14 protein-coding genes are annotated in these 15244 nt (G+C 65.9%); 9 read left to right on the top strand and 5 right to left on the bottom strand.

Features of this window, described 5'->3' with window-relative positions:
• The first annotated feature begins 8 nt into the window (after positions 1–8).
• The 5 genes from ACXAG6_RS18810 (at position 9) to ACXAG6_RS18790 (ending at position 5143) form a co-directional block, all read left to right on the top strand.
• Positions 9–734, top strand: a complete 726-nt coding sequence (locus ACXAG6_RS18810) for an FCD domain-containing protein (protein WP_475339421.1) — start codon at positions 9–11, stop codon at positions 732–734.
• On the top strand, positions 731–1975 hold the full coding sequence (locus ACXAG6_RS18805; protein ID WP_475339420.1) for a ribulose-bisphosphate carboxylase large subunit family protein: 1245 nt from the start codon (positions 731–733) through the stop codon (positions 1973–1975). The genes ACXAG6_RS18810 and ACXAG6_RS18805 overlap by 4 nt, the downstream gene beginning before the upstream one ends.
• Positions 1972–3285 carry a four-carbon acid sugar kinase family protein gene (locus ACXAG6_RS18800; RefSeq protein ID WP_475339419.1) on the top strand — a complete coding sequence of 438 codons (1314 nt, stop codon included), beginning with the start codon at positions 1972–1974 and terminating at the stop codon, positions 3283–3285. Before ACXAG6_RS18805 ends, ACXAG6_RS18800 begins: the two co-directional genes overlap by 4 nt.
• 1 nt (position 3286) lies before the next feature.
• Positions 3287–4129 carry a phosphogluconate dehydrogenase C-terminal domain-containing protein gene (locus tag ACXAG6_RS18795; RefSeq protein ID WP_475339417.1) on the top strand — a complete coding sequence of 281 codons (843 nt, stop codon included), beginning with the start codon at positions 3287–3289 and terminating at the stop codon, positions 4127–4129.
• Between the two features lie 75 nt (positions 4130–4204).
• Positions 4205–5143, top strand: a complete 939-nt coding sequence (locus ACXAG6_RS18790) for a 2-hydroxyacid dehydrogenase (protein WP_475339416.1) — start codon at positions 4205–4207, stop codon at positions 5141–5143.
• Positions 5144–5323: 180 nt separating this feature from the next.
• Here the strand turns inward: ACXAG6_RS18790 and ACXAG6_RS18785 are convergent, their stop codons facing one another.
• Complete coding sequence (locus ACXAG6_RS18785) at positions 5324–7336, bottom strand: oxidoreductase (protein WP_475339415.1); 2013 nt, start codon at positions 7334–7336, stop codon at positions 5324–5326.
• A 196-nt stretch (positions 7337–7532) separates the two neighbouring features.
• Here ACXAG6_RS18785 and ACXAG6_RS18780 point away from each other — a divergent pair, with 196 nt between their 5' ends.
• Positions 7533–8174 carry a hypothetical protein gene (locus tag ACXAG6_RS18780; RefSeq protein ID WP_475339414.1) on the top strand — a complete coding sequence of 214 codons (642 nt, stop codon included), beginning with the start codon at positions 7533–7535 and terminating at the stop codon, positions 8172–8174.
• 13 nt (positions 8175–8187) lie between these two features.
• Here ACXAG6_RS18780 and ACXAG6_RS18775 read toward each other — a convergent pair whose 3' ends face one another.
• The 4 genes from ACXAG6_RS18775 to ilvD all read right to left on the bottom strand — a co-directional run bounded on the left by ACXAG6_RS18775 (position 8188) and on the right by ilvD (position 11976).
• Positions 8188–8592 (bottom strand): hypothetical protein, encoded by a 405-nt coding sequence (locus ACXAG6_RS18775; RefSeq protein WP_140015673.1) that lies wholly within the window; start codon positions 8590–8592, stop codon positions 8188–8190.
• Positions 8593–8607: 15 nt separating this feature from the next.
• Positions 8608–9384, bottom strand: a complete 777-nt coding sequence (locus ACXAG6_RS18770) for a DUF6478 family protein (protein WP_254695369.1) — start codon at positions 9382–9384, stop codon at positions 8608–8610.
• A 155-nt stretch (positions 9385–9539) separates the two neighbouring features.
• Positions 9540–10211 (bottom strand): hypothetical protein, encoded by a 672-nt coding sequence (locus ACXAG6_RS18765; RefSeq protein ID WP_475339413.1) that lies wholly within the window; start codon positions 10209–10211, stop codon positions 9540–9542.
• A 1-nt stretch (position 10212) separates the two neighbouring features.
• The gene (gene ilvD, locus ACXAG6_RS18760) at positions 10213–11976 is read right to left on the bottom strand and encodes a dihydroxy-acid dehydratase (protein WP_475339412.1); all 1764 of its coding nucleotides are present in this window, start codon (positions 11974–11976) and stop codon (positions 10213–10215) included.
• A 112-nt stretch (positions 11977–12088) separates the two neighbouring features.
• Here ilvD and ACXAG6_RS18755 point away from each other — a divergent pair, with 112 nt between their 5' ends.
• The 3 genes from ACXAG6_RS18755 to ACXAG6_RS18745 all read left to right on the top strand — a co-directional run bounded on the left by ACXAG6_RS18755 (position 12089) and on the right by ACXAG6_RS18745 (position 15236).
• Positions 12089–12970 carry a lysostaphin resistance A-like protein gene (locus tag ACXAG6_RS18755; RefSeq protein WP_475339410.1) on the top strand — a complete coding sequence of 294 codons (882 nt, stop codon included), beginning with the start codon at positions 12089–12091 and terminating at the stop codon, positions 12968–12970.
• A gap of 58 nt (positions 12971–13028) precedes the next feature.
• A complete protein-coding gene (locus ACXAG6_RS18750) occupies positions 13029–13922 on the top strand; it encodes a lysostaphin resistance A-like protein (protein WP_475339409.1) in 894 nt (297 codons plus the stop codon).
• Positions 13923–14072: 150 nt separating this feature from the next.
• Positions 14073–15236 (top strand): MFS transporter, encoded by a 1164-nt coding sequence (locus tag ACXAG6_RS18745; protein WP_475339408.1) that lies wholly within the window; start codon positions 14073–14075, stop codon positions 15234–15236.
• The last annotated feature ends 8 nt before the right edge of the window (positions 15237–15244 follow it).

Below are 15244 nucleotides of genomic sequence, written 5' to 3'. Positions count from 1 at the left end.
CTGGTATGATGAGTTTACCAGATCACGATAGATCCGACGGTATCAAACCGCGCAAGCTGGCCGACGAGGTGCAGGAGCGGCTGCTTCGGCTCATTCGCGCGGAGGGCCTTGGACCCGGCGATGCGCTGCCCTCGGAGCGCGAGCTGATGACGCGCTACGAGATTGGCCGCCCGGCGATCCGCGAGGCGATGCAGACGTTGCAGCACCGGGGCATCATCGAAATCCGCCACGGCGGGCGCCCGCGTGTGGCAGAACCCTCGCTTGACGGGCTTATCGCCCAGCTCGGCACCGGTGTTCAGCATCTGCTGGCCCATACCTCCTCAATGGACCACCTCAAGGAGGCCCGCGCCGCGCTCGAGGCCGAGATGGCCCGCATTGCCGCCCGCCGCCGCAACGAGGCGGACATCGGGGCGCTGGAAGCCCTGCTCGCGGCGCAGGAATTGGCCACGGAGGAGCCCGAACGCTTCCTCGAAATCGACGGCAAGTTTCATCGTCGTATCGCCGCCATTTCTGCCAACCCAATCTTTGAGACCCTCGCCGCCGGCATCTTTGCCTGGATGCGCGACTTCCACGTGGAAGGGGTGCGCAAGGTGGGGCTTGAGGCGCTGACGGTGACAGAGCACCGCGCGATCCTCGACGCGATCATCGCCGCCGATCCGGAAGCCGCTGCGAAAGCGATGCGCGATCATCTGGAGCGGGCAAACGCACTTTATCATCAGGATCACTTCCAATGAGTGAACGCATCGAAGCCGACTATCTGATCGAAACCCCGGTGGAGCCGGAAAGGGCTGCTGCCGCAATGGCGGGTGAGCAATCTTCTGGCACCTTCGTGGCCGTTCCGGGCGAGACACCGGAGCTGCGCGAGCGATCGGCCGCGCGGGTGGAGGCGCTCGAGATTGTGGGCGAGGTCGGCGAGCCATCGCTGGGCGGCGGGCTGACAGGAGAGCGCTACACGCGGGCGAAGGTGACGCTCTCGTGGCCGCTTGCTACACTGGGGCCGGACCTGCCGAACCTTGTGGCGACGGTGGCCGGCAATCTCTTTGAGTTGCGGCAATTCTCGGGGCTGAGGCTGTCCGACATTCGCCTGCCGCGCGCCTTCGGTGGCGCCTACCCGGGGCCAAAGTTCGGGATTGCGGGCACGCGGGCGATGGCGGGGGTAGAAAGCGGGCCGCTCATTGGCACCATCGTCAAGCCCTCGGTAGGGCTGACGGCGGAAGACACCGCCGCGCTGGTAGGGGAGCTGGCGGCGGCGGGGATCGACTTTATCAAGGATGACGAGTTGCAGGCGGACGGGCCGAACTGCCCGTTTGACGACCGCGCCCGCGCGGTAATGGGCGTGCTGAACGCGCATGCTGAGCGCACCGGCAAGCGGGTGATGTATGCCTTCAACCTGACGGGCGAGGTGGATGACATGCGCCGCCGCCATGATCTGCTCATCGAGCTTGGTGCGAGTTGCGCGATGGTGAGCCTCAACTCGGTTGGCCTCTCGGGCCTGCTGGCGCTCACCCGCCATTCTGACTTGCCGATCCACGCCCATCGCAACGGCTGGGGCTACCTGAACCGCGCGCCGATGCTGGGGTGGGATTACCCGGCGTGGAGCAAGCTGTGGCGGCTGGCTGGGGCGGACCACATGCATGTGAACGGGCTGCGCAACAAATTTTCTGAGGGGGATGACAGCGTGGTGGCTTCGGCCCTGTCGGTTGGCACGCCGCTTTGGGACGACAAGCCCTGCGTGGCGATGCCGGTGTTTTCTTCGGGGCAGACGGCGGTGCAGGCGGCGGAGACCTATGCGCGGGTCGGCCATGCCGATTGCATCCACGCGGCGGGCGGCGGGATCATGGCGCATCCGGGCGGCCCGGCGGAAGGGGTGGCCTCGCTGCGGCAAGCCTGGGAGGCGGCTGTTGCTGGCGTTCCGGCGGCGGAGTATGCGGCCACGCGGCCCGCGTTGGCGGGCGCGTTGGAGGCCTTCGGGTGAGCCTGCCGGGGGGCATTATGATCGGCTGGGTGGGGGATGACTTCACCGGCTCGGCGGCCAGCATGGAGGTGCTGGAGTTTGCCGGTGTGCCCTCGGTGCTGTTTTTGGACGTGCCGAATGAGGCGCAATTGGCGCGGTTTCCCGGCGTGCGGGCGGTGGGCGTGGCAACCACGGCGCGGTCGCATTCGCCTGCGTGGATGGAGCGGGAATTGCCGGGGGTGTTCCGGTTTTTGGCGCAATCCGGCGCACGGGTGGTGCATTACAAGACCTGCTCCACGCTGGATTCTGCCCCCGAGGTCGGCTCGATCGGCAAGGCGATTGATCTGGGCGCAGAGGTGGTGCGGGGGCCGTTCATCCCTTGCCTTTTGGCCGCGCCGAAGATGCGGCGGTATCAGGCGTTCGGTCACTTGTTCGCAAGCGGGCCGGGGGGCGTGTTTCGGTTGGACCGGCACCCGGTTATGGCGCGCCATCCGGTGACGCCGATGGATGAAAGCGATGTGGCGGAACATCTGGGCAAGCAGACGGCGAAGAGCTTTGGCTTGGTTTCGCTGGAGGATCTGGAGGCCACGCCGGAGGCTGAGGTTTGGTCGCTGGATGCGATGACGGATGCGCATATGGGCGTGGTCGGGCGGCGGATGTGGGATGCCTCGCCAGTGCTCGCCGTGGGCTCGCAGGGGGTGGAATACGCGCTGGTGGAGCACTGGCGCGCGCAGGGGTGGATTGGCGCCGAAGACCGGGTTGAGAGCGCGGGGCCGGTGGAGCGGATGCTGGCGGTGTCGGGCTCGGTTTCGCCCGTCACGGCGGCGCAGATCGCCTGGGCTGAGGCGCATGGGTTTGAGGGGATCGAACTGGATGCGGCGGCGGCTGTGCAGGGCGGGGAAACCGGCGTTTTCGAGGCAGCGATTGCGGCGCTCAACGCGGGGCGCGACCCGTTGATTTACACGGCGAAGGGGCCGGATGACCCGGCGGTGGCGCGGCTGCGGGCGGCAGTGCCAGCGGGCGGCATGGAAGAGGCCAATGCGCGGATCGGGGCGGCCTTGGGCAAGGTTCTGGCGCGGCTATTGCGGCAGACGGGCGTGAGGCGCGCGGTGATTTCGGGCGGCGATACAAGCGGCCATGCGAGCCGGGAGTTGGGGCTGTTTGCCTTTACTGCGCTGGCCCCGACGATTCCGGGCGCGGCGCTGCTGCAGGCGCATTCGGAGGATGAGGATTTGGCCGGGCTGCAACTGGCGCTGAAGGGCGGGCAGATGGGCTCGGACGATTATTTTGGATGGATCAAACGCGGCGGTGGTGCCGCAGGAGGAGAATGAAATGACGAAGGTTGCTTTGCTCGGTGCGGGCGGAAAGATGGGTGTGCGGCTGGCGCAGAACCTCAAGCCGACACGGTTTGAGATTGACCATATCGAGGTGTCCGAGGCGGGCCGCAAGCGGCTGTTGGACGAGGTGGGCGTTGAGGCTGTGACCGATGGCGACAACGCGATTGCCGATGCCGATGTGGTGCTGATGGCAGTGCCGGACCGGCTGATTGGCAAGATCGCCCATGGCTTCGTTGACAAGCTGAAGCCCGGTGCGGCGGTGATCGTGCTGGATGCGGCGGCGCCCTATGCGGGCGAGATGCCGGAGCGGGAGGATGTGACCTATTTCTGCAGCCATCCGTGCCACCCGCATATCCTTGAAGTGCAGGCGACGGAGGCGGCGCAGAAGGACTACTTCGGCGGGATCGACGCGCCGCAGGGGATTGTTTGCGCGCTGATTCAGGGGCCGGAGGAGCACTATGAGCTGTGCGAGGAGATCGCCAAGATCATCTATGCGCCGGTTGCGCGGAGCCATCGTTGCACGCTGGAAAACATCGCTGTGCTGGAGCCTGCGCTGAGCGAGACCGTGGCGGCGACGATGTGCATGGCTCTGCGGGAGGCCACGGACAAGGCGGTGTCTATGGGGGTGCCGGAGGCGGCGGCGCATGACTTTGTGCTTGGGCACTTGAAGATCGAGCTGGCGATTGCCTTCGGGATTTTTCCGGAAGGGAAGTTTAGCGACGGCGCTCTGATGGCGATTGATCAGGCCAAGAGCGTGATCTTCAAGGAGGACTGGGTGGAGCAGGTCTTTTCACTGGAGGCAGTGAAGAAGTCCGTTCAGGACATCTGCGCGGGGTGATCCGAGGTTGACTCTCCGGCGGGGCGCTGCGAGGAAATGGTATACCATTTACGCGCCGCCGGGGAGGAACAGGCTATGAGCAAGGTGATCGCAATCGGGAATTACAGCGAGTCTGATCTGGCCCGAATGAAAGAGACCTTCGACCCGGTTTTCGTGGCCGAAACGACCGACCTTGGCAGCCTCGATGAGGCCACCCGGGACGGGATCGTGGCGGCCGGGTTCAAGGGGCACAAGCCGTTTGGGCCCGAGGCGATGGACCTGTTGCCGAACCTCGGTGTCATCGCCAACTTCGGCGTTGGTTACGACAGTATTAACGTGGCGGCCGCTTCGGAGCGCGATATCCGTGTGACCAACACGCCCGATGTGCTCAACGATGACGTGGCAGACCTTGCCGTGGCGATGCTGCTGATGTGCGGGCGCGAGATGGAGCATGCGAGCCAGTGGGCGCGCTCCGGATCATGGGCCGAAAAGGGTGAATATCGGCTGAACCGCAAGGTCAGCGGCGGCACGGCGGGCATCCTCGGCCTTGGCCGGATCGGGCGCGATATTGCCGACCGGCTGACGGCTTTCAAGATGGATCTGCACTACTGGAGCCGCTCCGAAAAGGAGACGCCGGGCTGGACCTATCACGATAGCCCGACCGCGCTTGCGGCCGCGGTGGACTACCTCATCGTGGCGACGGTGGGCGGCAAGGCGACGGAAAATATCGTTTCGGCAGAGGTGCTTGAGGCCCTCGGGCCGCGCGGCATCCTGATCAATATCTCGCGCGGGTCGACGGTGGATGAGGAGGCGCTTTTTGCGGCTCTGGAATCTGGCGGGATCTATGGGGCGGGGCTGGATGTGTTTGTGAACGAGCCGAAGATCGACCCCCGGTTCTATGACTTCCCGAACGTGGTGATCCAGCCGCATCAGGGCTCGGGCACGGTGGAGACACGGGCGGCGATGGGGCAGCTTCAGCGCGACAATATCAGCGCTTTTCTGGCCGGAAACGACCTGCTGACGCCAGTGAACTGACCGGAAAACGGGCTTTGCGAAAATGCCGGTGCGGCGCCGAGGGAGGCGCCGTTAACCCGGCAATTGCATGGGCAACATCCTATGCACATCCTATGCACAACCCATACCTATGAGATGGCGCAAAGCCCGGAGCGTTAACGCGGCGGGCGCTGTGCCTGCCTCCGCCCCCGCCTCATCCGATCAAAGAGCGGCGGCCAGCCGTGTGCCCTGATTGATGGCACGCTTGGCATCAAGCTCGGCGGCCACGTCGGCTCCACCGATGACATGGATGGGTTTGCCCGATGCTTCGAGCGCCTCCAGCAGATCACGGCGGCTTACCTGCCCGGCGCAAAGCACGATGGTGTCGGCCTCGATCAGCTTGGGTTCGCCGTTCTGGGTGACGTGGAGGCCTTTGGGGGTGATCTGCTCGTAGCTGATGCCGCCGAGCATCTTCACCTTGGCCATTTTCAGCGCGGCGCGGTGAATCCAGCCGGTGGTTTTGCCCAGTCGCTTGCCGGGGCGTTCGTCTTTGCGTTGGAGCAGGGTGATTTCACGCGCCGGGGCGGGGGGCTGGGGGCCTTCGGGGGCTAGGCCGCCGCGGTGGGTGGCCGGGTCTGCCACGCCCCACATTTCCATCCATTCCGGCAGGTGCTCGGTGGGGCTTTCGCCCTCGTGAGAGAGATACTCGGCCACGTCAAAGCCAATGCCGCCCGCGCCGATGATGGCGACGCGTTCGCCAGCCGGGGCTTTGCCGCGCAGCACGTCGATGTAGGAGAGCACATTGGGGCCGTCTTGCCCCGGGATGCCCGGATCGCGCGGGGTGACACCGGTGGCGACGATCACTTCGTCGAAGGGGGCGAGGGCCGCTGGCGTCGCTTCGGTGCCGAGGTTGAGGGTGATGTTGGAGCGGTCGACCATGGTTTGATACCAGTCGACGAGGCCGTGGAACTCCTCCTTGCCGGGGATCGCCTTGGCCATGTTGAGCTGGCCGCCGATCTCGTTTGCGGCGTCGAAGAGGGTGACCTTGTGGCCGCGCTCGTCGGCGGTGAGGGCGGCTGAAAGCCCGGCCGGGCCTGCGCCGACAACGGCGATGTTTTTCGGCGTGTCGGTGGGTGTGATGACCAGCTCGGTTTCGGAGCAGGCGCGCGGGTTGACGAGGCAGGAGGTGAGCTTGCCGGAGAAGGTGTGATCGAGGCAGGCCTGATTGCAGGCGATACAAGGCGCGATGGTATCGGCCTCGCCTGCGGCGGCCTTCTGCACGAAGTCAGCGTCTGCAAGGAAGGGGCGGGCCATGGAGACCATATCGGCGCAGCCCTCGGCCAGCACGCTCTCGCCAACTTCTGGCGTGTTGATGCGGTTGGAGGTGATGACCGGGATCCCCACGTGGCCCATCAGCTTTTGCGTCACCCACGCGAAGGCGCGGCGGGGGACGGAGGTGGCGATGGTGGGGATGCGGGCCTCGTGCCAGCCGATGCCGGTGTTGAGGATCGAGGCGCCGGCCTTCTCGATTTCCTGCGCGAGTTGGATGACCTCTTCGGTGGTGGAGCCTTGCGGCACGAGGTCGATCATCGAGAGGCGGTAGATGACGATGAAGTCGGGGCCGACGGCCTCGCGGACGCGTTTGACGACCTCGATGGGCAGGCGGATGCGGTTTTCGTAGGAGCCGCCCCAGCGATCTTCGCGCTTGTTGGTGTGGCGAACGATGAACTGGTTGAGGAAGTAGCCCTCGGAGCCCATCACCTCAACGCCATCATAGCCCGCCTCGCGAGCGCGGGCGGCGGCGGTGGCGATATCGGCGATCTGCTTTTCGATGCCCTCTTCGTCCAGTTCCTTGGGGGGGAAGGGGGAGATGGGGGATTTGATCGGGGAGGGGGCGACGCAATCGGGGCCGTAGGCGTAGCGGCCCGCATGGAGGATCTGCATGGCGATGCGCCCGTCATTGGCGTGTACCGCATCGGTGACGGAGCGGTGGTTGGCGATGTCTTGGGGCGTGTAGAGGCCCGCCGCGCCGGGAAACACCCCGCCCTCGCGGTTGGGGGCCATGCCGCCGGTAACGATCAACCCGGCGGAGGCGCGGGCGGCGTAGAAGGCGGCGACGCGGGCCCAATCGCCGGTTTCTTCCAGCCCGGTGTGCATGGAGCCCATCAGCACGCGGTTGGGCAGGGTCACGTGGCCAAGCTCCAGCGGCTTGAGCAGGTGGGGGTAGCTGGTCATCTTTGGCGTCCTCCTGCGCCGGAGAGTGCCGTGGCGGAATGGGGATGTCACGTGCCGACGCTGCGTTACCGGTGCGATCATTGCGGGGCCGCCTTGGCCAGGTTGACAGGCAAGGGCTGTGCGGTGACTTTGGGCAATTATTGAACCCGAAGTCATTCAGCGCCCTGCGGCGCGAAACCACCAGTGAGGCAGACCCTTGGCTGAAAGCGCGATAATTTTTTACCTGCACGGGCATGACGTGCCCGGGGCCGGTGTAACCTTCTCAATCGACAAAGACCCGCCGGCTGGCTGGAGCGTGCTGCATTGGACGATTGAGAAGAGCATGACGGCCAAGGAACTGGCCAAGAAGATCGTCGCGCATTGTACCAAGGAAGGCGCGAAGATTGGTGGGATCGTCATCAACTCTCACGGGGCTCCGGGGGAGATCAAGCTGGGCAAGAAGATCTCTTTCAGCACGGTGGATGACCTTGCGCCTTTGAAGGGCAACTTTGCCAAGCGGCACAATGGGATAGATGTGCATGCCTGCAACGTGGCGGCATTTGGGATAAAACTTGACGTGCGCGAGGTGGAGAGCACTTACGGCACAACGGTGGCGTTGGGGTATTCGCTGTTCAACGACACGGGGATCGAGAAGAAGGGGGTTGGCCACCAGTTCATGGTCAAGATGGCGAAGGCGACCGGGGTGCATGTGAATGCGCCCTATCAAATTCAACTGGCGGCGATTGAGTTGGGGAGCCTCGTGGTCAAGCGCCCGACGGGGCATTTTGCCGGAAGATGGGTGCGGGCGTGGCCTGACGGGGTGACCAAGTCATACGGCGAGCACATCAAGCCGCGGTAGGTGAGCGCGCGCGTTAGCGGCCCAGCACTTCGAGGCAGTGGCGGCGGAAGGCCTTTTTCAGCATGTCGAGCTCGGCGCGCAGCAGGTCGACCTCGGCGCGGATGTCATCTTCCAGCGGCTGGCCGGTGACGATGGTGAAATGCTCAAGGGTGGCACCGGTGCGGGCGTCGCGGATGGTGAAGGTTTGTACCCCTTCTGAGAGCAGCTCGGCGGGGATGGGCACGCGGAGTTGCCAGAGGTTCTGCATTTCGCCATCGGCCTTCAACTCCACCCCGGGCAGCGCTGTATCGAGGTGTAGCACCTCGATTTGCGGCTGAACGGTGCCGGTGGCCTCGGCCATCAGCATCCCTTCCCACACGCCAGCGTGGATGCGGGTTTTGGTCAGGGTGAGCTGGCTGCTTGTGGCTGTATCGGGCATCGGCCTGCGTCCTCGTCAGATTTCGGCGCGTGGTCTGCGCGTGAGCGTGACATCGCGCAGCATGATCTGGTTCATCTGCGGGCCTTCGAAGATCAGGTCGATCCAGGCTTTCTCTACCCGCTTTTCGTTGAGATCCGAATAGGCAAGGTCGAACTCGGCCACCTGCGGGCCATCGGTGCCCATTGGAAGCTCGCGCACCACCTGCTCGGTGTTGGGGCCGTGCTTGATGTTGAGGCGGGCGAAGATTTCTAGCGGTTTCTCGGCCTCAACCTGCACGTCCAGCGACATGATGTGCTTGCGCTTCAGCCCGTCGACCGCGCCGTGCGGCAGCTCGATGACGAGGCTGAGGAAGGAGCCGTCGAAGCGGAACACATCCATCCGCAGGCCGAAGGGGGCGAGATCTTCGCCCGAGGTGTTGCGGATTTGGCGGAGGGTCAGCTCGCTGACGGCGCAATCGTGGTGCAGCGTGGTTTCGCCGCCGAGCATGGTGCGGGTTTCGGCCGCCGCGACGCCGGGGGGCGAGATGGGGCCGCGCCAGATTTCGGGGCGCCAGGCCCATTCGGTGCCCAGCGGCTTGCGGATTGCGTTGCTGTCGATCAAGGGCAGGGTGAGCCGGCTCTCGGCCTCGTGCATCACCCGATCAAGCTGGCGACGGAGTTGCCGGGCGCGGGTGCGCAGCCCGCGCAGATGCGCCAGATCGACGGAGGCCGCGGCATCGGCAGCACGCCCCCACCGGCGCAGGGCGCGGCGGTGTGCGACACGGTCGATCAGGCTGTCCATCGGTTTGGCCATGCTCTCGGGCGCCTTGCTTGCTCGTTGTGCCGTGCGGCGGTTCGTCCGGGGCGTGCGGATACTCTACGCCGGTATGATACTGACGGGAAAGTGTTTCAATACTGCAAATCCCGGCTGCGGCGCGGATGTCGCACCCTTGCCCGCGCGGGCGGCGCTCAACCTGCAGTTTCCGCGCGAATTCGCGCAACGAACTCCTGCAACAGGCCGAGGCCTGCCTGTTTGCCGACCGGATCGTCCTTCAGCGAGTGCAGCACCACCGAAACCAGACGCCCGTTTACCGTGAAGAACCCGCGCCAGCGCGCGGTGCCAAGCTCTGGGCGGGGCGGAGCGGCGCTGTCGACGAGGGCGACCATGAAGAGGCCGGGGCGCTCGACGGTTTCGGTGATGACCACGCTCGAAGCCTCACCTGCGTAGGACAGCGCGGCGCGGCCCGCAGCGGAGCGGAAATAGGCGGCGAGCTGGCCCGGATTCACCGGATCTGCGCCGGAGCCGCGTTTGCCGATGGTTGCCGTCAGCAGCCCCATCCGCCCCGGCGCGGGGTGCTCGGGGGATTGGCTGATGGCAGAGCAGGCCGCAAGCAGCACGAAGCCGCCCTTGCGCGCCCTCGTATCAACGCAATAGCCCTCGGGCGCGGCCACCGTGACGCCCGTCACCGTGAGGCGGGTGGGCGGCTTGGGCGGGATCGAACTGGCCGGAGCCGCGCCGCCCGCCACCGCCGCGCCGGCTGTCTCGGCCGATCCGGCGAGAAAGCCGGGCAGTTCGGTGCCTTCGCATCCGGCAAGGGTTGCCAGCGCGATGAGCGCCGCAAAGAGCCGCCCAAGCCGCATGTTATTGGTCCATGTAGATGTGGGTTTCTTCCTTGGCGCCCGGATGGGTCACCGCGCCGTATTTGGCAGACCCCACGAGCTGGGCGTATTTCCACAGCGCGCCGGAGGCGTAATCGGTTTTGCGGGGCCCGGGCCATGCCTCGCGGCGGGCAGCAAGCTCTTCATCCGAAAGGTCCACCGAAAGCTCGCCCTTCACCGCGTCGATGGTGATGACGTCGCCATCCTTCAGCAGGCCGATGGGGCCGCCGTGTGCCGACTCCGGGCCGACATGGCCGACGCAGAAGCCGCGCGTCGCGCCGGAGAAACGGCCATCGGTGATCAGCGCCACCTTCTTGCCCATGCCCTGACCGGAGAGCGCCGCTGTCGTCGCCAGCATCTCGCGCATGCCGGGGCCGCCTGCGGGGCCTTCGTTGCGGATGACGATCACCTCGCCCTCTTCATATGCGCGGGCCTTCACGGCGGCGAAGGCTTCTTCTTCATTTTCAAACACGCGAGCCGGGCCGGTGAAAACCTGGTTTTCTGCTGGGATGCCCGCAACCTTCACGATGGCACCATCGGGGGCGAGGTTGCCCTTGAGGCCAACAACACCGCCGGTTTCGGTCAGCGGCGTTTCGATCGGGTAGATCACCTTGCCATCGGCTTCGCGGGAGATCTGGTCAAGCTCTTCACCGATGGAGTTGCCGGTGGCTGTCATGCAGTCTTCATGGATGAGGCCCGCCTTGCGCAGCTCTTTCATCACCACCGGGATGCCGCCCGCGTCATAGAGATCCTTGGCGACATATTGGCCGCCGGGCTTGAGATCGACGAAGTAGGGGGTGTCTTTGAAGATGTCGCAGACGTCTTCGAGGAAAAAGTCGATGCCCGCTTCATGGGCGATGGCCGGGAGGTGCAGGCCAGCGTTGGTGGAGCCGCCGGTGCAGGCGACAACGCGAGCGGCGTTTTCGAGGCTTTCGCGGGTTACGACATCACGGGCGCGGATGTTCTTTTCGATCAGGTTCATCACCGCGCGGCCGGAGGCCTCGGAATACTGGTCGCGGCTTTCGTAGGGCGCGGGCATGCCGGAAGAGTTCATCAACGCGAGGCCGATGGCCTCCGACACACAGGCCATTGTGTTGGCGGTGAACTGGCCGCCGCAGGCGCCGGCGGAGGGGCAGGCCACGCGCTCGAGCATATCGAGCGCGGCGTCGGACATTTCGTGGTTCTGGTGGCGGCCCACGGCCTCGAACATGTCTTGCACCGTCAGGTCACGGGTGCGGAAATCTTCGGGGATCTCGTTGTTTTGGGGCGCTTTGCCCGGAAGGATCGAGCCGCCGTAGATGAAGACGGAGGGCGTGTTGAGGCGGACCATGGCCATCATCATGCCGGGAAGCGACTTGTCGCAGCCCGCGAGGCCAACGATGGCATCGTAGCAGTGGCCGCGCATGGTGAGCTCTACGGTATCGGCGATGGCCTCACGGGACGCCAGCGAGGCGCGCATGCCCTCGTGGCCCATGGCAATGCCATCCGTCACGGTGATGGTGGTGAACTCGCGCGGTGTGCCCGCTGCGGCCTTCACCCCGAGCTTCACGGCCTGGGCCTGACGGTTGAGCGAGATGTTGCAGGGCGCGGCCTCGTTCCAGCAGGTGGCGACGCCGACGAGGGGGCGGTGAATTTCATCCTCGGAGAGGCCCATGGCGTAGAGGTAGGAGCGGTGCGGCGCGCGCTCCGGCCCTTCGGTCACGTGGCGGCTGGGCAATTTGGATTTGTCGGCCTGGCGTTTCAGCATGGTTTCTCTCCCGTTCTCAGTCGCCTGTCGGAATAAGCCCGGCGCGACGGAGGGGCAAGCCGGATTGCGCCCCCTGCCGCGCTCGCCTATCTCACAGGGATGGGGTGCAACCATGGCATATAAACGGCTGAGCGAGTTTGCGGCACCGGCCCAAGCCACCCCCGACCTTTGGCGGATCGGGGCAGTGCTGGGGCTGATGTTTGTTACCGTGATGGTGTTGCAGCAGCTGGTTTTCATCGTCGTCGCGGGCTTTGGCGGCCCGGATGCGGTGGAGGCGATCTTTCAGTCGGACGGCACATCGGCGGGGCGCACGCTGGCGGCGCTGTTCTCGCATGGGCTGTTTGCGCTGGGGCTGGTGGTGGCGCTGCGGGCGATGCATTGGCGTGGATTTCTCAGCCTGTTCGGGCCGGGGGCCCATGCGGCGGGAGATTTCTTTCGGGTGCTTTATTGGCTTGTGCCGCTCTACATCGGCGCGATTGCGATTTTGCCGACCGATTATGACGTGGTGCCCAATGCGCTGATGCCGACGAACCGCTGGTTGCTTTATCTGCCGCTCGGGCTGGCTGCCGTGGCGGTGCAGGCGGGCACGGAGGAGGTGTTCTTTCGTGGCTATCTCACCCAGCAGATTTCGGCAGGCACGCGGGAGGGCAGCTGGGCGTGGATGGCGGTGCCTGCGATCCTCTTTGCGCTGCTGCACTGGACGGCGAGCTCGGGCGACAATGCCATCTGGTTTTGCCTCTGGGCGCTTTGCTTTGGCCTTGTCGCCGCCGATCTCACGGCGCGGGCGGGAAACCTTGGCCCGGCGCTGGCGTTGCACATCGTGAACAACGCGGTGGCCCTGTTGGGCGTGTCCTTGCCCGGACCGGCGGCCGGGTTGGCGCTGTATCACACGCCGTTTGCAGCTGATGCAGGTGTTATTCCTGGGCTGATGCCGGTGGAATTTGCGCTGCTGCTTGTTGCATGGCTGGCGGCGCGGGTGGCGATCCGGGCGTGAGGCGGGTATTGGCGAAAGGAAGCGTCGGGGCAGGCCCCGACCGGCAGGAGAGCGCAAGATGAGACATCCGGAATTTGCGGCGATGCTGGTGCCCGCACGGGTTTATCCGCAGATCTGGCGGCTGCTTCTGGGCGTGCTGCTGATCGTCTTCATCTACATCTCATGGACCCTCATCGTGCTGGGCGGCGCGGTGGGCGTGGTGGCGGCAGAGCAGGGCCTTTGGGGCGTGATGCCGTTTTTCCAAGAGCTTCAGGCTGGCCGTTACCCCGGATCTGTGGCCCTGCTGCTGCTGACCTTCGGCGGCATGGCGCTGGGCCCGGTGCTGGCGGCGGCGGCGCTGCACTTCAGGGGGCCGAGCACGATCTTCGGGCCGTGGGGAGACTGGTGGCGCGGGTTTGTCACCGCCTTTGGGGTTGTCGCCCTCGTCTTTGGCGGGCTGGTGGTGGCCAGTGCTGCGATTTGGCCGCCGGTGGCGAACCTCGAGATGGGCCGCTGGCTGATGTGGATGCCGCTTGCGCTGCCGCTGCTGTTTTTGCAGATCGCGGCGGAGGAGATCCTGTTTCGCGGGTATCTCATGCAACAGTTCGCCGCCCGCTTTGCGGCTCGCTGGATCTGGTTCACCCTGCCTGCGCTGGCCTTTGGCCTGCTGCACTGGGATCCGGAAGCGGGGCGCAACCTGCCGCTGGTGCTGCTCTCGGCCTTCGCCTTCGGCCTCGTCGCTGCCGATCTGACCGAGCGCACCGGCTCGCTGGGCGCGGCGATGGGCTTTCACTTCGCCAACAACCTGCTCGCGCTCTTCATCCTGAGCATCGAGGGCACCATCACCGGCCTTGCGCTTTACGTAACGCCGTGGGGCCTTGCGGAGGAGGGCGTGGTTTCGCTCGGGCTGGTGGTTTCGATCGTGCTTGTGTTTGGCAACTGGTGGATCATCAAGGGCTTGCTCGATCGCTGAGGCTTGCGCGGATTCGGGCCGCGATGTAGAATGAGCCATAAAGGTGAGAAGACCTAAACTTTGCCGTGGGAGCGCGGCTCGCCGCCTTCCGGAGCGCCCGGCCAGCCCGTTCTGTGCCGGGCTTTTTCTCGGCCAGAAGGAGCCATGGCCATGCGCAGCCCGCCACGGCTCATCACGTTGATCCTGCTCACCGGCCTTTCGACCGTATCGCTGAACATGTTTGTCCCGGCACTGCCCGCCATCGCGGCGGAGCTGGGCACGAGCTATGCCACGGTGAACCTTGCGATTGCGGGCTATCTGGCGGTGACGGCGGTGGCGCAGGTGGTGATGGGGCCGCTGGCCGACAGGTTGGGGCGCCGCCCGGTGATGCTGGGGGCACTGGCGCTTTATGTGCTGGCCTCGGCGGGTGTGGCGCTTTCGGGCAGCGCGACAGGCTTTCTGGGCTGGCGGATGCCGATGGCGGCGATCACGGCGGGCTGGGTGGTGACCCTCGCCGTGGTGCGCGACACTGCAGCGCCGGGCAAGGCGGCGGGGATCATGGGCACAATCTCGGGCGCAATGGCGCTGGCTCCGCTGCTCGGCCCGCTGCTGGGCGGCGCGGTGGCGCAGGTGCTGGGTTGGCGGGCGATCTTTGGGCTTTATGCAGCTCTGGGCGCGGCGCTGCTGCTGCAGTGCTGGCACGACTTCAGCGAAACCCGGGAGAACGCCCCGCGCGAGCCACTCCGGCACAGCGCCCGCCGCCTGCTGGGCGACCGGGGCTTTTGGGCCTTTGCCAGCTGCACCGCGCTCTCGACCGCGTGCTTTTACGGCTATATCGCGGGCTTCCCCGCCGTCTCGGAGGCCCGGTTCGGGTTGGGGGAAGCGGCGACGGGCGCGGCGCTGGGGGCGATCACCGGCGGGTTCATGGCTGGGGCCTTCCTTTCGGCCCGTTGGGTGGAACGCATAGGGCTGACGCGGATAATGCTGGCGGGGCGGCTCTGCGCCGTGACCGGGCTTGCGGGAGGGCTGCTCTGGGCGTTGGCGATCGGGCCGCTCTCGGCCACGGGAGTGGTGGCCTCGGTGCTTTTCATCGGGCTCGGCAATGGCCTGACCATGCCTTCGGCCAACGCGGGCGCGACGGCGGCGGTGGAAGGCTTGGCAGGCTCGGCCTCGGGCCTGCTGGGCGCGCTGACGGTGGCGGTGGGTGCGGTGGTGACGGCGGGCATTGGCGCGTTGGTGGCGGTGAGCCCAACGCCGGTGGCCCTGCTTGGTGCCCTGCTTGCGCTCGCGCTCGGAGCGCTCGGCACCGCCGTGGTGGCTCATCAGCGGGGTTGATTGCAATT

The organism is Vannielia sp. ABF1_015, from assembly GCF_056160745.1.
The sequence above is the reverse complement of the archived record's forward strand: the minus strand, read 5'-3'. Positions and strand labels throughout refer to the sequence as shown.